At 74.1% G+C, this 17923-nt stretch carries 16 protein-coding genes; all 16 read right to left on the reverse strand.

The window, feature by feature from the left end; all coding sequences use genetic code 11:
- Positions 1-2: 2 nt before the first annotated feature.
- Positions 3-842, reverse strand: coding sequence for an ATP phosphoribosyltransferase (gene hisG / locus IFT45_RS08555; RefSeq protein WP_056054728.1), 840 nt, complete (start codon positions 840-842; stop codon positions 3-5).
- Between the two features lie 97 nt (positions 843-939).
- Positions 940-1203, reverse strand: coding sequence for a phosphoribosyl-ATP diphosphatase (locus tag IFT45_RS08560; protein WP_056054725.1), 264 nt, complete (start codon positions 1201-1203; stop codon positions 940-942).
- Positions 1200-1865: a ribulose-phosphate 3-epimerase gene (gene rpe, locus IFT45_RS08565; RefSeq protein WP_192045694.1), complete on the reverse strand. Its 666-nt coding sequence runs from the start codon at positions 1863-1865 to the stop codon at positions 1200-1202. Before rpe ends, IFT45_RS08560 begins: the two co-directional genes overlap by 4 nt.
- Positions 1866-1915: 50 nt before the next feature.
- Positions 1916-3277 carry a transcription antitermination factor NusB gene (locus tag IFT45_RS08570; RefSeq protein WP_192127654.1) on the reverse strand — a complete coding sequence of 454 codons (1362 nt, stop codon included), beginning with the start codon at positions 3275-3277 and terminating at the stop codon, positions 1916-1918.
- Positions 3274-4290, reverse strand: a complete 1017-nt coding sequence (locus tag IFT45_RS08575) for a formyltransferase family protein (RefSeq protein ID WP_192127655.1) — start codon at positions 4288-4290, stop codon at positions 3274-3276. Before IFT45_RS08575 ends, IFT45_RS08570 begins: the two co-directional genes overlap by 4 nt.
- Positions 4291-4418: 128 nt before the next feature.
- On the reverse strand, positions 4419-6452 hold the full coding sequence (locus tag IFT45_RS08580) for a primosomal protein N' (RefSeq protein WP_371810922.1): 2034 nt from the start codon (positions 6450-6452) through the stop codon (positions 4419-4421).
- 29 nt (positions 6453-6481) lie between these two features.
- Positions 6482-7711, reverse strand: coding sequence for a methionine adenosyltransferase (gene metK, locus IFT45_RS08585; protein WP_056055904.1), 1230 nt, complete (start codon positions 7709-7711; stop codon positions 6482-6484).
- A 141-nt stretch (positions 7712-7852) separates the two neighbouring features.
- Entirely contained in the window at positions 7853-8119 is a 267-nt protein-coding gene (gene rpoZ / locus IFT45_RS08590; protein ID WP_056054714.1) for a DNA-directed RNA polymerase subunit omega, read from the reverse strand.
- Positions 8120-8236: 117 nt separating this feature from the next.
- Positions 8237-9121: a guanylate kinase gene (gene gmk / locus IFT45_RS08595; RefSeq protein ID WP_056054710.1), complete on the reverse strand. Its 885-nt coding sequence runs from the start codon at positions 9119-9121 to the stop codon at positions 8237-8239.
- Positions 9118-9993, reverse strand: coding sequence for an orotidine-5'-phosphate decarboxylase (pyrF, locus tag IFT45_RS08600; RefSeq protein WP_185232631.1), 876 nt, complete (start codon positions 9991-9993; stop codon positions 9118-9120). The genes gmk and pyrF overlap by 4 nt, the downstream gene beginning before the upstream one ends.
- Positions 9990-13265 (reverse strand): carbamoyl-phosphate synthase large subunit, encoded by a 3276-nt coding sequence (gene carB / locus IFT45_RS08605; RefSeq protein WP_192127656.1) that lies wholly within the window; start codon positions 13263-13265, stop codon positions 9990-9992. The genes pyrF and carB overlap by 4 nt, the downstream gene beginning before the upstream one ends.
- On the reverse strand, positions 13265-14449 hold the full coding sequence (gene carA, locus IFT45_RS08610) for a glutamine-hydrolyzing carbamoyl-phosphate synthase small subunit (RefSeq protein ID WP_192045691.1): 1185 nt from the start codon (positions 14447-14449) through the stop codon (positions 13265-13267). Before carA ends, carB begins: the two co-directional genes overlap by 1 nt.
- Positions 14442-14966, reverse strand: a complete 525-nt coding sequence (locus IFT45_RS08615; RefSeq protein ID WP_192127658.1) for a hypothetical protein — start codon at positions 14964-14966, stop codon at positions 14442-14444. The genes carA and IFT45_RS08615 overlap by 8 nt, the downstream gene beginning before the upstream one ends.
- Positions 14963-16333 (reverse strand): dihydroorotase, encoded by a 1371-nt coding sequence (locus tag IFT45_RS08620; protein ID WP_192127660.1) that lies wholly within the window; start codon positions 16331-16333, stop codon positions 14963-14965. The genes IFT45_RS08615 and IFT45_RS08620 overlap by 4 nt, the downstream gene beginning before the upstream one ends.
- Positions 16330-17286 carry an aspartate carbamoyltransferase catalytic subunit gene (locus IFT45_RS08625; RefSeq protein WP_192127662.1) on the reverse strand — a complete coding sequence of 319 codons (957 nt, stop codon included), beginning with the start codon at positions 17284-17286 and terminating at the stop codon, positions 16330-16332. Before IFT45_RS08625 ends, IFT45_RS08620 begins: the two co-directional genes overlap by 4 nt.
- Positions 17283-17870, reverse strand: coding sequence for a bifunctional pyr operon transcriptional regulator/uracil phosphoribosyltransferase PyrR (pyrR, locus tag IFT45_RS08630; RefSeq protein ID WP_192045688.1), 588 nt, complete (start codon positions 17868-17870; stop codon positions 17283-17285). Before pyrR ends, IFT45_RS08625 begins: the two co-directional genes overlap by 4 nt.
- Positions 17871-17923 lie beyond the last annotated feature (53 nt).

Consider the following 17923-nt stretch of genomic DNA (forward strand, 5'->3'; position numbering starts at 1 on the left):
GGTCAGAGCCTCGCGGCGTGGATCGGGCTGACCAGGATGGCCCGGGCGCCCAGGTCGTAGAGGGCGTCCATGACCTGGTTGGTGTCGCCGCGCGGCACCATCACCCGGACGGCCGCCCAGTCGCGGTCGTGCAGCGGGGAGACCGTCGGGGACTCCATGCCCGGCGCGACCGCGGTCGCCGCCTCGAGCTGCGTGAGCGGCACGTCGTAGTCCATCAGGACGTACTGGCGGGCGACGAGCACGCCCTGGAGGCGGCGGTGCAGCACGCTCAGGCCCTCGACGGCCGGGTCGCTGGCGATCAGCACCGCCGTCGACTCGAGGATGACCGGGCCGAAGATCTCGAGCCCGGCGGCGCGGAGGGTGCCCCCGGTCGAGACCACGTCGGCGACCGCGTCGGCCACGCCGAGCTGCACGGCGCTCTCCACCGCGCCGTCGAGGCTCACGAGCGTCGCGGAGACGCCGTGCTGCTCGAGGAAGCTCCCGACGAGACCGGCGTAGCTCGTGGCGACGCGGGTGCCCTCGAGGTCGCGGACGTCGCCGAAGCGGCCGGGAGGGCCCGCGAAGCGGAAGGTGGAGCCGCCGAAGTCGAGCGCGGCGACCTCGTGCGCCGGCGAGTGGCTGTCGAGCAGCAGGTCACGGCCCGTGACGCCGACGTCGAGGGCGCCGGAGCCGACGTAGGTCGCGATGTCGCGGGGGCGCAGGTAGAAGAACTCGACGCCGTTGCGCGGGTCCTCCACGTGGAGGGTGCGGGTGTCACGACGGCCGGTGTAGCCGGCCTCGCTGAGCATGGCGGAGGCGGTCTCGCTGAGGGAGCCCTTGTTGGGCACTGCTACGCGGAGCATGGTCTGGGTCGTTCCGATCTGACGCCGCGGGTCGGCGGCGAGCTGCTGGTCGGCCGGGGGCGTGCCCGGCGGCGCGACTCGGGTGGTGGGGACGAGCTCAGAGATGTCGCCACACGTCGTCGGGCGTCAGGCCCTTGGCGATCATCAGCACCTGCACGTGGTAGATCAGCTGGGAGATCTCTTCCGCAGTGGCGACGTCGCCCTCGTACTCGGCGGCCATCCACACCTCGGCGGCCTCCTCGACGATCTTCTTGCCGATCTGGTGGACGCCGGCGTCGAGCTCGGCGACGGTGCCGGAGCCCGCGGGCCGGTCACGGGCCTTGTCGCTGAGCTCGGCGAACAGTTGGTCGAAGGACTTCACGACGACAAGGCTACCGTCGCGGCGGCGGCCCGCAGTGCCGCGATGCGCTCGGCGGGGTCGCCCCCGTAGACGGCCGAGCCGGCGACGACGGTGTCGGCCCCGGCCGCGACGGCCGTCACGATCGTCTCGGTGTCGATGCCGCCGTCGACCTCGAGCCAGACGTCGAGGCCGGAGGCGCGCACGGCCTCCCGGGCGCGGGCCAGCTTGGGCATCGTGTCGGCCTGGAAGGACTGGCCGCCGAAGCCGGGCTCGACGGTCATCACCAGGATCATGTCGAACTCGTCGAGGGTCTCGAGGTACGGCTCGACCGGCGTGCCGGGCTTCACGGCGATGCTCGCGCGCGCGCCCGAGCTGCGGATCGCCCGGGCGGTCGCCACGGGGTCGGCCGCGGCCTCCGCGGAGAACGTGACGGAGAAGGCGCCGAGCTCGGCGTACCGGGGCGCCCAGCGGTCGGCGTCGTCGATCATGAGGTGGACGTCGAGCGGCACGGGGCTGACCTGCCGCAGCCGCTCGACGACGGGCAGCCCGATCGTGAGGTTCGGCACGAAGTGGCCGTCCATGACGTCGACGTGGACGAGGTCGGCGGTCGCGATGCGGCCGAGGTCGCGCTCGAGGTTGGCGAAGTCGGCCGAGAGGATGCTGGGGCTGATGCGAACGGGCACGGGAGGAGCCTACCGGCCCGCTCCCGGCAGGGCCCCGACCCCGCCGCCCCTCAGCCGAGCTTGCGGACCAGGGCCGTGAACATCGCGTCGGTGCCGTGGCGGTGCGGCCAGAGCTGCACGTACGGCGCGCTGGCGAGGTCGACGGGCCGGCCGGCCACCTCGGCGAGCGTCGCGGTGGCGTCGAGGACCTCGACGTCGTCGCGGCGGGCCGTGCCCGTCTCGACGATCGCCCGGGTCTCGGCGAGGTGCGGCGAGCACGTCACGTAGGCCAGGAGCCCGCCGGGGGCCAGGGCGTCGAGCGCGCTCGCGAAGAGCTCGGCCTGGAGGGAGGTGAGGTCGCCCACGTCGCTCGGCTGCTTCCGCCAGCGCGCCTCCGGCCGCCGCCGCAGGGCGCCGAGCCCGGTGCAGGGCGCGTCGAGCAGGATGCGGTCGTACGAGCCGGGCTCCTCCGTGCCGAAGCGCCTCGCGTCGCCCTCCCGCACCTCGACGCCCCCGGGCACGACCTCGAGGGCCTGCCGCACGAGCCCGACGCGCGCGGGCACCAGTTCGTTGGCGACGAGCGTCGCTCCGGCGCGGGCGGCCTCGGCCCCCAGCAGGGCCGCCTTCCCCCCGGGGCCGGCACAGAGGTCGAGCCAGCGCTCGCCCGGCGCGGCCGGGTGGTGCCGGGTCAGGAGGAGCGCGGCCATCTGGGAGCCCTCGTCCTGCACGCGGGCGCGCCCGGCGCGGACGGCCGGGTGCTGCGAGGGGTCTCCCCCGGCGCTCGTGGCCGCCAGCGGCGACAGCTTCCCGCTCGGCGGGCCGAGCTCGTCGACCTCGGCGAGGCCGGGCAGGGCGACCAGGCTGACCCGGGGGGCGTCGTTGTCGGCCGCGAGCAGGTCGGCGAGCTCGTCGACGCGGCCCTCCGCGGCGAGGGCCCGGCGGAAGGCCCGGATCACCCAGGTCGGGTGCGACCACTCCGCCGACAGGCGGTCGTCGTCGCTGGTGGCGGCGTCGAGCACCCGCTGCCGCCACTCCTCGGGCGTGCTGCGCGAGACCGCCCGGAGGACCCCGTTGACGAACCCGGTGCCCGACCGGCTGCCGACCTGTCGCGCCAGCTCGACGGACTCGTCGACGGCGGCGTGCACCGCGACCCGGGTCGAGAGCAGCTGGTGCACCCCGAGGCGGAGCACGTCGAGGAGCGCGGGGTCGACGGCGTCGGCGGGCCGCCGGGCGGCCAGCGCGATCACGCGGTCGTAGTACCCCCGGAGCCGGAGCGTGCCGTACGCGAGCTCGGTCGCGAGGCCGGCGTCGGCGGGCTGCAGCCGGGCCCGGGCGATCCGCTGCGGCAGGAGGAGGTTCGCGTAGGCGTCGTCCTCCTCCACCGCCCGCAGCACGTCGAGGGCGATCTGGCGGGCGGGCTGGACGCGGCTCACGCGGGTCCTCCTGTGGGGGTCGAGGCATCGGCGGGGGCGGACGCGGAAGGGGCAGCGGCGGAGGCGGACGCGGAGGCGGAGGGGGCCGCGGCGCGGAGCAGGGGCCCCGGGTCGGAGGCCAGGCCGCGCCACCAGTCGGCGCCCGGCATCGGCTTCTTCCCGGGAGGCTGCACGCGGACGAGCTCCAGCGGCGAGCTCGCGGTGCCGACGACGAGACGTCGACCACGGAGCTCGAGCCGGCCCGGCGCGGGGGCGGGCGCGTCCGTGTCGTCGACCCGCGCCTCCAGCACCTTGAGGCGGCCCTCGCCGAGGGGCAGGTGGGCCCCCGGCTCGGGCGTGGTGCCGCGCCACCGGTCGAGAACCGCGGGCGCGGGGGCCGCGAGGTCGAGCGCGCCGTCGTCGAGCGTGAGCTTGGGGGCGGTCGTGACCTCGCCGACCTGCGGCGTGCCGACGGCGTTCCCGGCGGCGAGGGCGTCGACGACGCCGGTGAGCAGGTCGGCGCCGCTGGCGGCCAGCTCGGCGAGGAGCTCGCCCGCGGTCTCGTCGCTGCCGAGGGGGCGCTCGATCGTGCCGAAGACCTCGCCGGCGTCGAGCTCGGGCACGAGCTGGAAGACGGCGGCTCCCGTGACGGGATCGCCGGCCATGAGGGCGCGCTGCACCGGGGCGGCTCCGCGCCAGCGGGGCAGCAGCGAGAAGTGCAGGTTGACCCAGCCGAGACGCGGGGCGGAGAGCAAGGGCTCCCGGAGCAGGGCCCCGAAGGCGACGATGACGCCGAGGTCGGCGTCGAGCGCGGTGATCGCGGCCGTCACCTCGTCGGTGACCCGGCGCGCCTTGAGCACCGGCAGGCCGAGCCGCTCCGCCTCGACGGCGACCGGGGTGGCGGTCAGCACGCGACGTCGCCCCTGGGGCGTGTCGTCGCGGGTGAGCACGGCGACGACGTCGTGCTCGCTCGCCGCGAGGGCGGTGAGGGACGGGACTGCGGCAGCGGGGCTGCCGGCGAAGACGAGGCGCACGAGGGGTCCTGGGGGTCGGTGGTGGTGGGCGGTGGGCGGTGGGCGGAAGGTGATGGGCTGCTGACGGACGGGGCACCGGGGAGGCGCGGGGCCTACCCGGACGGCGGCCCGGTCAGCCGGCGGCCGGGTCAGTCGGTGAACGGCTCGACGTCGTCGAAGCGCACCCTGAGTGTAGGGAGCGGTCGGCCGCGACGGCCCGCGACCGCCTTGCGTCGACCGGTCGCGGCGCGGATGACCTGGGAGCGCAGCACCTGGGCCACCTCGGCGCCCCGGGCGAAGTCGAACCGGACGATGGCCCGGACGCCGGCGTCGGGCACCTCGACCGGGCCGAGGACCTCCCGGCCGACCTCGGGCGGGAGCGCCTCGAGGGCCTGGGCGACGGTGTCGACGGTGCCGGTGACCGTGGCCACGCGGACGGCGGGAGGGAACCGCAGCTCGCGCCGGTCGGCGAGCTCGCCCGACACGTAGCGGGCGAGCTGCCACGTGGCGAGCGCCGAGGCCAGCGCCCCCCCGACGCCGACGAGCACCACGGGCGCGCGGCGGGCGGCGAGGGCCGTCGCGTTGGCCCACCAGCGGAGGCAGTCCTCCGCGACGCGCAGGCTCTCCCGCGCGAGCATCCGCTCGCCGTCGAGGAGGAGGACGGCGCGGTAGCCGCCCGGGGCGATCGGCTCCGCCCCGCGGGTGGCCACGACGATGGCCGGCTCGTCGTCGACCCGGACGATCTCGCGGGAGCCGTCGGAGACGATGACGCGGACGCCGGGGAAGGCCTTGCCCAGCTCGTCGGCCGTCCGCGAGGCGCCCGTGCCCACGCTCTTCATCACGGTGCCCTCGCAGGTCTGGCATCGCCAGCCGACGGCCAGGGCGCCGCACCACGAGCAGGCCGGCTGGGCGCCCTGCGACCGCTGCACGAGGGGCCCGTTGCAGCGCAGGCACCGGGCGGTGTCGCCGCACTCCGTGCAGGCGAGTCGTGGCGAGTACCCCGGGTGGGCGACCTGGATCAGCACGGGCCCGTGCTCGACCGCGGCCCGTGCCTCCGTCCAGGCCGTGGAGGGGATCCGGGCCTGCGCGGCGAAGCCGTCGCGGGCCGCCTGCTGCGAGGTCGGGACGACGTGCGGCTGGTAGCGCGGGTCGGGGCGCACCTCGGCGAGGAAGCCGATCTCGACGAGGCGCTGCACGTCGGTGCTGCGCGTGTGCCCGAGGAAGACCAGCGCGGTGCCCTGCTGGGCCTGCCGCAGCAGCGCCGTGTCGCGGGCGTGCACGTAGGGGCTGAGCGGCTCGGAGAAGAGCGGGTCGCCGTCGTCGAAGACCACGATGAGCCCGAGGCGCTCGGACGGCGCCAGGAGCACCGACCGGTTGCCGACCAGGACGAGAGGAGTCGCGCCCCGGGCCCGCAGGACGGCCCGGTAGCGATCGGCGTTCGACTGGCGCGAGTCGAGCCGGACGACCCGGTCGGGCGGGAGCACGGCCGCCAGCGCGCGCAGCACCTGGTCTTCGTCGCGGTGGTCGGGCACGGCGACGATCGCGTCGTCGCCGGCGGCGAGGGCCACCGTCGCCAGCTCGGCGGCCGTGACCGCCCAGCGGCCGACCCACGTGCCGTCGGGGAGCTCGGCGAGCAGCGGCACGGCGTCGACGGCGGCGCGGCCCCTGGCCGGCACGAGGCCCGCCAGGGCGTCGGCGGAGTACCCCGTCACGGCGTGCGCCTCGACGGCCTCGTCGGCGACCGGCTCGACGCCCGCGGCCTCCTCGAGGGCGGCGAGGTGGGCCTTCTCGACCCGCACCTGCCGGGGCGGGACCGCGAGCCTCAGCACGTCGCTCGCGGAGCCGCCGGCGCGGTCGGCCACGGCCCGGGCGAGGCGGTAGACCTCCGGGGCGAGCACGGGGACCGTCGACACGACGTCCTCCAGGTCGCTGAGCTCGCCCCGGTGGTCGCTCGTCGTGTCGAGCTCGACGACGAACGCGTCGGCGATGCGCCCCGCCGAGCGGAGCGGCACCCGGACGCGCACGCCCGGCGCGACGTCGGCGCGGAGGTGTGCGGGCACGGCGTAGTCGAAGAGCCGGTCGAGCTGCGGCAGGGGCGACTCGACCAGGACGCGCGCCACCGCCCGGGGCGCGGCGCCGTCGACGGATCGGCCCGACGCGGGCTCCTCCGCTGGCGGGGACACCGCTGCCGTCGCCACGCCCGTCGGCCCCGTCAGAGCCCGGCGGCGGCCCGCAGGGCGTCGACCCGGTCGAGGGCCTCCCACGTGAACTCGGGCAGCTCGCGGCCGAAGTGGCCGTAGGTCGACGTCGCGGCGTAGATCGGGCGGAGCAGGTCGAGGTCGCGGATGATCGCCGCGGGGCGGAGGTCGAAGACCGCCGTGACGGCCTCGATGATGGTCTCGTCGGGGACGTGGCCCGTGCCGAAGGTCTCGACGTAGAGCCCGACCGGTGCGGCGCGGCCGATGGCGTAGGCGACCTGGAGCTCGATGCGGTCGGCGAGGCCGGCGGCCACGGCGTTCTTCGCCACCCACCGCATGGCGTAGGCCGCGCTGCGGTCGACCTTCGACGGGTCCTTGCCGGAGAACGCGCCGCCGCCGTGCCGGCTGGCGCCGCCATAGGTGTCGACGATGATCTTGCGGCCCGTGAGGCCGGCGTCGCCCTGGGGGCCGCCGATCTCGAAGCGGCCCGTGGGGTTGATGATGAACCGCGTCTCGCGGGAGTCGAGGCCCGCCTCGTCGAGGACGGGCCGCACGACGTGCGCGATGACGTCGGCCTCGAGCTGCTCCATCGACACGCGCGGGGAGTGCTGCGTCGAGACCACCACGGTGTCGACCGTCTTCGGCACGACGCCGTCGTAGCCGACCGTCACCTGGGTCTTGCCGTCGGGGCGCAGGTAGTCGAGCTCGCCCGACTTGCGGACGTGCGCGAGGCGCTCGGCGAGACGGTGGGCGAGCCAGACGGGCAGCGGCATGTACTGGGGCGTCTCGTTCGTCGCGTAGCCGAACATGATGCCCTGGTCGCCGGCGCCCTGACGGTCGAGGACGTCGTCGGAGGTGCCGGCCCGCGCCTCGAGGGCGGTGTCGACGCCCTGGGCGATGTCGGGCGACTGCGCGCCGATCGAGACCTCGACGCCGCAGGTGCGCCCGTCGAAGCTGACGGCGCTCGAGTCGTAGCCGATGCCGACGATCAGGTCGCGCACGATCGTGGGGATGTCGACGTACCCCTTCGTCGTCACCTCGCCGGCCACGTGCACGAGCCCGGTGGTGACCATGGTCTCGACCGCGACCCGGCTCGCCGGGTCGACCGCCAGCAGGGCGTCGAGGATGCCGTCGGAGATCTGGTCGCAGATCTTGTCGGGGTGGCCCTCGGTGACCGACTCGGACGTGAACAGCCGCAGGCTGCTCGCGGCCGGTGTCGGGCTGCTGGTGGTCTGGTCGGTCAGGGTCACGGGTCCTCCGGGTGTCGGGACGGGCCCCCGGGGGTGCCCGGGGACGGGGCGAGGCCCCGCGGGATCGACTCCTGCGGGGCCTCGTCTGATGGTACGACCGACCACCGTCGATGACGGCGGTCGGCGGGAGGGGCGCTACTCGGCGGGCGCCGCGAGCGGCTTGACCTCGAGCTTGTCCTCGTTGATCTCGTGCATGGCGACCGAGAGGGGCTTGTCGTCGATGGTGCTGTCGACGAGCGGTCCGACGTTGTCGAACAGGCTGCCCTCGTGCAGGTCGGCGTAGTAGTCGTTGATCTGGCGGGCGCGCTTGGACGCGAAGATGACGAGCGCGTACTTCGACTCGACCTTCGAGAGCAGCTCGTCGATGGGCGGATCGATGATGCCCTGGTTCTTGTCGGCCATGTGGTGCTCCTCTTGTCATGTCGCAGTGCTGCGTGTGGCGGTGCTGCGTGTGGCGGTGCCGCCGCGGCCGGGGCCGGACGGGAGATCGTGGCGCCGGTCAGGCGCGGGGCGGCCTGGTCAGGACGCAGTCATCAAGTCTACGACCTCACGAGCCGCTTCTGCCACGTCGTGGTTCACGACCTTGACGTCGAACTCGTCCTGGGCGGCCAGCTCGACCTTGGCGGTCTCGAGGCGACGCTGCTGCTCCGCGGCGTCCTCCGTGCCGCGGCCGATGAGACGGCGGACCAGTTCGTCCCAGGTGGGCGGCAGCAGGAAGACGAGGACCGCCTCCGGCATCGCCGTCCGGACGAGGCGCGCCCCCTGGAGGTCGATCTCGAGCAGGACGCTCCGGCCCTCCTGGAGCGCGGCGTCGATCGGCGGCCGCGGCGTGCCGTAGCGGTACGAGTTGTGGACGACGGCGTGCTCGAGCAGCTCCCGCTCGCGGATCATGCGGTCGAACTCGGCGTCGTCGACGAAGTAGTAGTGCACGCCGTCGACCTCGCCGGGGCGGGGCGAGCGCGTCGTCGCGGAGATCGAGAGGTGCACGTCGGGGTAGTTGTCGCGGATGTACGACGACACCGTGCCCTTGCCCACCGCGGTCGGGCCCGCGAGGACGACGAGGCGCGACCGCTGCCGGCCCTTCGCCTCGCGGTGCGCGAGCCAGTCGCCGAGGATGCGGCGCTGCCGCACGCCCAGGCCGCCGACGCGCTTGGACTCGGCGATGCCGAGGTCGGCCATGATGCGCGCGACCCGGGTCGGCCCGATGCCGGGGATGCTCGTGAGGAGCTCGCGGACGCGGAGCGTCGCCTCGGGCTCGGTGGCCTCGCCGGCCCAGGCCGACTCGGCCACGTCGAGCGCCGATCGACGACGCTCCGCGATCGACGCCTTGACGGCGGCGCGGGCGCGACGGGCGGCGACGGCGGCACGGGCGGCGGCGGCCCGGTCGACCGGGGGCGGGGTCATGCGAGGCACGAGCGGACCTCCTCCTGGTCGCGGCGCACGGCGGCGGCCACGCCCGAGGGGCCGGCCGACAGCACGCCCCGCGACGTCGAGACGACGACGGCGTCGGCCGCGGGGCCGTACAGGCTGCGCAGCTGGTCGTACCGGGCGCCCTGGTGGCCGAAGCCCGGGGCGAGCACGGGCGTCGTGGTCAGCCGCGCGACGTCGATGCCGGTGGCGGCGAGGTCGACGGTGGCGCCGAGCACCAGTCCGACCGAGCCGAGGCGGGTCTCCCCCGCGGTCTGGTTGTCGTCGAGCACGTGGTCGACGATACCGCCCGCGACGGTGACGACGCGCCCGTCCGCCCCGGCGGACCCGGCGCGCTGCACGCCCTGCGCCTCGGGGTTCGAGGTCGCGCCGAGCACGAAGACCCCGGCACCGGAGGCGCGGGCCAGGGCGATCGTGCCGGCCGCGGCCCCGAAGCCCAGGTAGGGCGACACCGTGAGCGCGTCGACGCGCAGGGGCGAGTCGGGCGAGAACCAGGCCTCGGCGTACGCGTCCATGGTGCTGCCGATGTCGCCGCGCTTCGCGTCGCCCACGACGAGCAGGTCGGCGTCGCGGGCCGCGGCGAGCACCGCCTCGAGGGCGGCGAAGCCCGCGGAGCCCCACCGCTCGTAGAACGCGACCTGCGGCTTGACGATGCCCGCGCCTCCCCGGGTCGCCTCGACCACGCGGAGGCCCATCTCCCGCGCGCCTGCGGCGCTCACGGGCAGCGACCACTCGTCGAGCAGCCACGGGTGCGGGTCGATGCCCACGCAGAGCGGACCGACGCTCGCCATGACGTCGGCGAGCCGGTCGCCGAAGGGGGCGGGCGCCGCTGGCGCGGTCGGGGTCATCGGCGAGCGGCCCGGGCGATGCCGTAGTCCTGCAGGCTGGTCACCTCGAGGTCGGTGTGCACGGCCTCGATCGACGCCACGGCGGCGCCGAGCTGCGCGATCGTCGTGAAGAGCGCCTTGTCGGCCGCGACGGTGGCGGCGCGGATCTCGTAGCCGTCCGCCCGCGCGCTGGACCCGCTCGGCGTGTTGATCACGATGTCGACCTCGTCGCGGTTGATCAGGTCGACGACGCTCTCGCCGCCGGCGCTGAACTTCGCCACGGTGTCGGCCGCGATCCCGTTGCGCACGAGGACGGTCGCGGTGCCCTCGGTCGCGAGGATCCGGAAGCCGAGCTGCTGCAGGCGCAGCACGGGCAGCACGATGGCCCGCTTGTCACGGTCGGCCACCGACACGAACACCGTGCCCGACGTGGGCAGCCCGCCGTAGGCGGCGGTCTGGCTCTTCGCGAAGGCGCGCGGGAAGTCGCGGTCGATGCCCATGACCTCGCCGGTGGACCGCATCTCGGGGCTCAGCACGCTGTCGACGATCTGCCCCTCCTTCGTGCGGAACCGCTTGAAGGGCAGGACGGCCTCCTTGACGGAGATCGGCGAGTCTAGCGGCACGTCGGAGCCGTCCTGCTCGGGCAGCAGGCCGCTCTCGACGAGCTCGCGGATCGACGTGCCGACCATCACGAGCGAGGCCGCCTTCGCGAGGGGGATGCCGAGGGCCTTCGAGACGAAGGGCACCGTGCGGCTGGCCCGGGGGTTCGCCTCGATGACGTAGAGCACGCCCGCGGCGATCGCGAACTGGACGTTCAGCAGGCCGGAGACCCCGATGCCCTGCGCGATCGCGAGGGTCGCCTCGCGGACGCGGTCGATCTCGCCCTTGCCCAGCGTGACCGGGGGCAGCGTGCAGCTCGAGTCGCCGGAGTGGATGCCGGCCTCCTCGATGTGCTCCATCACGCCGCCGACGTAGAGCTCGGTGCCGTCGTAGAGCGCGTCGACGTCGATCTCCACCGCGTCGTCGAGGAACCTGTCGACGAGCAGCGGCGCGTCGGGCCCGATGATGGCCGCGTCCTGCACGCGGACGAAGTAGTCGGCCAGCGACGGGCTGTCGTAGACGATCTCCATGCCGCGGCCGCCGAGGACGTACGACGGGCGGACGAGCACGGGGTAGCCGATCTCCTCCGCGACGGCGACGGCGCTCTCGTAGTCGGTGGCCGTGCCGTTCTTCGGCGCGAGGAGGCCCGCCCGGTCGAGGATGGCCGAGAACAGGCCGCGCTCCTCGGCGGAGTCGATCGCGTCGGGGGTCGTGCCGAGGATGGGCACCCCGGCCGCCTCGAGGCCCTTCGACAGGCCGAGCGCCGTCTGGCCGCCGAGCTGCACGACGACGCCGACGAGCTCGCCGCTCTGCGACTCCGCGTGCACGACCTCGAGGACGTCCTCGAGGGTCAGCGGCTCGAAGTAGAGCCGGTCGCTGGTGTCGTAGTCGGTCGAGACCGTCTCCGGGTTGCAGTTGACCATGATCGTCTCGTAGCCCGCGTCGCTCAGCGCGAAGCTGGCGTGCACGCACGAGTAGTCGAACTCCACGCCCTGGCCGATGCGGTTCGGGCCCGAGCCGAGGATGACCACCTTGCGGCGGTCGCTCGGGGCGACCTCGGTCTCGACGTCGTAGCTCGAGTAGTGGTACGGCGTGAGGGCCGGGAACTCGCCGGCGCAGGTGTCGACGGTCTTGTAGACCGGGCGCACGCCGAGCGCCCAGCGCTCCTCGCGGACCTCCTGCTCGCCGAGGCCGCGCAGCTGCGCGATCTGGGCGTCGCTGAAGCCGTGGTCCTTCGCGTGGGCGAAGAGATCGGCGTCCAGCTCCGTGGCCGCAGCGACCTCGTCTGCGACCTCGTTGATCAGGACCACCTGGTCGATGAACCAGGGGTCGATGGCGGTGGACTCGAACACCTGCTCGGCCGTCGCGCCGGCACGCAGCGCCTGCTGCACGGTCACGATGCGCCCGTCGGTGGGGGTGTGCGCCAGCGCGAGGAGCGCCTCCGCGTCGCCCGGCTCGCCCTCCCAGTGGAAGCTCGACCCGCGCTTCTCGAGCGAGCGCAGGGCCTTCTGCAGCGCCTGGGCGTAGTTGCGGCCGATGGCCATGGCCTCGCCGACGCTCTTCATCGTCGTGCTCAGCGTGGTGTCGGCGGCCGGGAACTTCTCGAAGGCGAAGCGCGGCACCTTGACGACGACGTAGTCGAGGGTGGGCTCGAAGGAGGCGGGGGTCACCTTCGTGATGTCGTTCGGGATCTCGTCGAGCCGGTACCCGAGGGCGAGCTTCGCGGCGATCTTGGCGATCGGGAAGCCCGTCGCCTTCGACGCGAGGGCGCTGGAGCGGGAGACGCGGGGGTTCATCTCGATGACGATGACGCGGCCGTTCTTCGGATCGACCGCGAACTGGATGTTGCAGCCGCCCGTGTCGACGCCCACGCGCCGGATGATGTCGATCGAGATGTCGCGGAGGTTCTGGTACTCGCGGTCGGTGAGGGTCAGCGCCGGGGCGACGGTGATCGAGTCGCCGGTGTGTACGCCGACCGGGTCGACGTTCTCGATCGAGCAGACGACGACCGTGTTGTCGGCCGTGTCGCGCATCATCTCGAGCTCGTACTCCTTCCAGCCGAGGATGCTCTCCTCCAGGAGGACCTCGGTGGTGGGGCTCTGGTGCAGGCCGTCGGTGACCATGCGCACGAGCTCGTCGCGCGTGTAGGCGAAGCCCGAGCCGAGGCCTCCCATCGTGAACGACGGGCGGATGACGAGCGGGTAGCCGAGGTCCTCGGCGTACTCGATCGCCTCGTCGACCGTGTGCGCGATGTACGACTTCGCGACGTCGGCGCCGGACTCGAGCACGAGCTCCTTGAAGAGCTGGCGGTCCTCGCCCTTCTGGATCGCCTCGACCTTGGCGCCGATCAGCTCGACGCCGTGCTTCGCGAGGATCCCCTCGGCGTCGAGGGCGATGGCGGCGTTGAGGGCCGTCTGCCCGCCGAGCGTGGGCAGGATCGCGTCGGGGCGCTCCTTGACGATGATCGCCTCGAGCACCTCGGACGTGATCGGCTCGATGTACGTCGCGTCGGCGAAGTCGGGGTCGGTCATGATCGTCGCCGGGTTCGGGTTGACGAGGATGACCCGGACGCCCTCCTCGCGGAGCACGCGGCAGGCCTGCGTGCCCGAGTAGTCGAACTCGGCCGCCTGGCCGATGACGATCGGCCCGGAGCCGATCACGAGGACGGAGTTGATGTCTGCGCGCTTGGGCATCAGTTGCTGCTTTCCAGGTCGGAGCCGAAGTCGACGGGCTGGCCGGACTTCCGGGCGACGACCGCCTCGCGGAAGCGGTCGAAGAGGTGGTTGCTGTCGTGCGGGCCCGCGGCGGCCTCGGGGTGGTACTGCACCGAGAACGCCGGGATGTCGAGGGCGCGGAGCCCCTCCACGACCTCGTCGTTCAGGCTGAAGTGGCTGACCTCGACGCGGCCGAAGCCGGCGGGCGAGTCGAGCACGCCCTCGATCGGGGCGTCGACCGCGAAGCCGTGGTTCTGGCTGGTGATCTCGACCCGGCCGGTGGTCTTGTCGAGGACGGGCTGGTTGATGCCGCGGTGGCCGAAGGGCAGCTTGTAGGTGTCGAACCCGAGGGCCCGACCGAAGAGCTGGTTGCCGAAGCAGATGCCGAAGTAGGGCACCCCGTCGCGCAGCGCGCCGCGGAGCAGCTCGACCTGGGCGTCGCTGGCCGCGGGGTCGCCGGGGCCGTTCGAGAAGAACAGGGCGTCGGGGGCGAGCTCGCGGAGCTGCTCGGGTGTCGTGTCCTGCGGGAGCACGTGCACCTCGAAGCCGCGCTGGGCGAGGTAGCGCAGGGTCGAGGTCTTGACCCCGAGGTCGAGCACGGCGACCGTGCCGACGGCCTCGCCCTCGGCCGGGAGCACGTAGCGCTCCGTCGTCGAGACCGCGCTCGACAGGCTCAGGCCGCGCATGTCGGCCGAGTCGCGCACGAGGGCGAGCTGCTCGTCGTCGGCGAGGTCGAAGTCGGCCCCGCTGAAGATGCCGCCCCGCATCGAGCCGACGTCGCGGAGGCGACGGGTCACGGCCCGGGTGTCGATGCCCCGGATGCCCACGACGCCGTCGGCGACGAGCTGGTCGTCGAGGCTGCCCTGGGCGCGGTGGTTCGACACGACGCGGCTGGCGTCGCGGACGGCGTAGCCGGAGACCCAGATGCGGCGGGACTCGGGGTCTTCGTCGTTGACGCCGGTGTTGCCGACGTGGGGCGCCGTCATCACGACGATCTGGCCCGCGTACGACGGGTCGGTGAGGGTCTCCTGGTAGCCGGTCATGCCGGTCGCGAAGACGGTCTCGCCGAGGGTGCGCCCGACGGCGCCGTAGGCGCGGCCGACGTGGCGCGACCCGTCTTCGAGCACGAGGACGGCCCGGGGGGTGTTCGACGCGTCAGTCAATGGTCTTCTCTCCTGTGGGGGTGCCGGCCGCGGGGGCCGGGGGGACGAGGGGGCGCAGGGCGTCGACGACCGGTCGGGGGTCGTCGGCGAAGCGCAGGTAGGTGTCGACGACGGTGTCGCCGAGGCTCCAGGTGACCGCCACGAGGCCGTCGGTCTCGACGACGCGGTCGATCGCCCAGGTGGCGCGCTCGACGGCGCGGACCGAGGAGGCGCGGATCAGCACCGGGGGCTCGCCCGCGATGGCCAGCCGGACGCCCTCGGGGTGCACGGAGACGACTGCGCGACCGCGGAAGCCGAGGCCGTGGACGACGATCCGGTCGAGGGGGTCGCCGGCCCGGGTGGTGGCCACGTAGAACCCGTCGCGCTCGACGCTGGCGGGCCCGAGCTCGTCGGGGGCGCGCTCGGGGGCGGGCACCTCCGACTGTCGTCGCCCGCGGGCGCGCCAGGCGCGGACCATCGCGGCCATGAGGAGGCCGAGGAGGACGAGGACGGCGGCGCCGATGAGCCAGTAGGTCACCGGTCGGTCGCCTCCCCCGCGGCCAGCACGGCGCGAGCCGAGACCTCGGCGGCGGACCGGGCGACGGACTCGGCGTCGACCACGGACCCGTCGAGGACGGTCGCGTAGCCCTGGTGGAAGGTCGCCTCGACCCGCCCGGGGAGCCGTTCGCCCAGGTACGGCGAGTTCGTGCTCTTGCCCGCGAGGTGCTCCAGGCCGAAGGTGCGGGTCACCCCTCGATCGTAGAGCGTGAGCTCGGCGGGCTCCCCCACCGCGAGCGGGCGGCCCTGGCCCGCGACCTGCCCGATCACGGCCGGGGCCGTGGACATGACGCGGGCGACGTCGGCCCAGCCGATCATGCCCGTCTCGACCATGGTGCGGTGCACGACCGAGAGGGCCGACTCGAGGCCGACCATCCCGTTGGCCGCGGCGTCCCACTCGCAGCACTTCGCCTCCGAGGTGTGCGGTGCGTGGTCGGTGGCGACGATGTCGACGGTGCCGTCGGCGAGGGCCGCGCGGAGGGCCTCGACGTCCTCCTGCCGCCGGAGCGGCGGGTTCACCTTGTAGCGCGAGTCGTAGCTCGAGACGAGCTCCTCGGTGAGCAGCAGGTGGTGCGGCGTGACCTCGGCGGTCACGGCGATGCCCCGGGACTTCGCCCAGCGGACCACCTCGACGCTGCCGGCCGTCGAGACGTGGCAGACGTGCAGGCGGGCCCCGACGTGGTCGGCGAGCAGCACGTCGCGCGCGATGATCGCCTCCTCGGCGACGGCCGGCCAGCCGCCCAGGCCGAGCTCGGCGGAGAGGGCGCCCTCGTTCATCTGCGCGCCCTGGGTCAGCCGCGGCTCCTGCGCGTGCTGCGCGAGCACCCCCCCGAAGCCCTTGATGTACTCCAGGGCGCGGCGCATCAGCAGCGGGTCGGAGACGCAGTGGCCGTCGTCGGAGAAGACCCGGACGGCGGCGCGCGACCGGGCCATCGCGCCGATCTCGGAGAGGTGCGTGCCGGCGAGGCCCTGCGACACCGCGCCGATCGGCCGGACGGTCACGTAGCCCGCTCGGTCGCCGAGGGCCTGGACCTGCTCGACGACGCCGGCGGTGTCGGCCACGGGCGACGAGTTGGCCATGGCGTTGACCGCCGTGTAGCCCCCGGCCGCCGCCGCGCGGGAGCCCGTGAGCACCGTCTCGCTGCCCTCGCCGCCGGGCTCGCGGAGGTGCGTGTGCAGGTCGACGAGACCGGGGAGCACGAGCAGCCCGTCACCGTCGACGACCCGGGCGCCGAGGTGGCTCAGCCCGGAGCCGAGCTCGGCCACGACGCCGTCGCGGACGAGGACGTCGGTGCGGGCGCCGTCCGGGGCCTCGACGGAGCGGATCAGGTAGGAGGTGGTGGTCACGGGGTCCCTTCCCGGTCGCCGGCGAGGGTCAGGTAGAGCACGGCCATGCGGACGGCGACGCCGTTCGTCACCTGGTCGCGCACGGTGGAGCGGGGCGAGTCGGCGGCCTCGTCGCTGATCTCGAGGCCGCGGTTCATCGGCCCGGGGTGCATGACGATCGTCGTCTCCGGCAGCGTGCGGAACCGCGCGGCGCCGAGGCCCCAGGAGCGGGCGTACTCGCGGGCGTTGGGGAAGAACGCCTCGTGCATGCGCTCCTGCTGGATGCGCAGCATCATCACGACGTCGGGCCGCACGGCCGCGATGGCCTCGTCGAGGTCGTAGTGGACGTCGACCCCGAAGCGGCTGACGTCGACGGGCAGCAGCGTCGGCGGAGCGACCACGGTGACGTGGGCGCCGAGCGTCCGCAGCAGCCAGGCGTTCGACCGGGCCACGCGGGAGTGCAGCACGTCGCCGACGATGAGCACCTCCACCCCGTCGAGGTCGCGGCCACGACTGGCGGCGCCGTGGAGGCGACGACGCATCGTGAAGGCGTCGAGCAGCGCCTGCGTCGGGTGCTCGTGCGTGCCGTCGCCGGCGTTGACGATCCCGGCGTCGACCCAGCCGCTGTCGGCGAGCACGCGAGGGGCGCCGGAGGCGGGGTGCCGGAGGACGATGCCGTCGGCTCCCATCGCGGCGAGCGTCTGGGCGGTGTCCTTCAGGGACTCGCCCTTCGACACGCTGGAGCCCTTCGCCGCGAAGTTGATCACGTCGGCGCTCAGGCGCTTGGCCGCGGCCTCGAACGAGATGCGGGTGCGGGTGGAGTCCTCGTAGAAGAGGTTGACCACGGTGGTGCCGCGGAGCGTGGGGAGCTTCTTCACCTGCCGGGTGGCGACGTCGGCCATGTCCTCGGCCACGTCGAGCACCCGGAGGGCGTCGTCGCGGCTCAGGTCGGCCGTGCTGAGGAGGTGCCTCACGAGGTGGGCCCGCCGGTCTGCCCGGCGGAGGCGGCGTCGGGCTCGTCGCCCGCGCCTCCCTCGATGGCGACGCCGTCGTCGCCGTCGACCTCCGACAGGTGCACGTAGATGCGCTCCGACGAGGAGGTCGGCAGGTTCTTGCCCACGAAGTCGGCCCGGATCGGCAGCTCGCGGTGGCCCCGGTCGACGAGGACGGCGAGGCGGACGGCCCGCGGTCGCCCGAGCGCGCTGAGCGCGTCGAGGGCGGCCCGGACGGTGCGGCCCGAGTAGAGCACGTCGTCGACGAGCACGACGACCGCGCCGTCGATCCCGCCGGGCGGGAGGCTCGTGGGGTGGCTCGCCCGCGTCGGGTTTCGCCGCAGGTCGTCGCGGTACATCGTGACGTCCACGGCACCGACCGGGACGACGACGCCGGCGATCGACGAGAGGGTCGCTCCGAGACGCTCGGCGAGGGCGACGCCCCGCGTCGGGACCCCGAGGACCACGAGGCCGTCGGGGCCCCGGTTCGACTCGAGGATCTCGTGGGAGATGCGCGTCAGGGCGCGCGTGATGTCAGCCTGACTCAGCACGGTACGGGTGCTCAATCGGACCTCCTTCCCCGCCTCTCGGGACGGAATTTAAAGGACGTCGGGGTGGT

The organism is Frigoribacterium sp. CFBP 13707 (genome assembly GCF_014842245.1).
Taxonomy (GTDB): domain Bacteria; phylum Actinomycetota; class Actinomycetes; order Actinomycetales; family Microbacteriaceae; genus Frigoribacterium; species Frigoribacterium endophyticum.

Bases quoted from the DNA above. Each gene is read 5' to 3' on its own strand.
- carB (WP_192127656.1), bottom strand. From the start codon at position 13,265: ATGCCCAAGCGCGCAGACATCAACTCCGTCCTCGTGATCGGCTCCGGG.
- gmk (WP_056054710.1), bottom strand. From the start codon at position 9,121: ATGACCCCGCCCCCGGTCGACCGGGCCGCCGCCGCCCGTGCCGCCGTC.
- rpoZ (WP_056054714.1), bottom strand. From the start codon at position 8,119: ATGGCCGACAAGAACCAGGGCATCATCGATCCGCCCATCGACGAGCTG.
- pyrF (WP_185232631.1), bottom strand. From the start codon at position 9,993: ATGACCCCGACCGCGCCAGCGGCGCCCGCCCCCTTCGGCGACCGGCTC.
- hisG (WP_056054728.1), bottom strand. From the start codon at position 842: ATGCTCCGCGTAGCAGTGCCCAACAAGGGCTCCCTCAGCGAGACCGCC.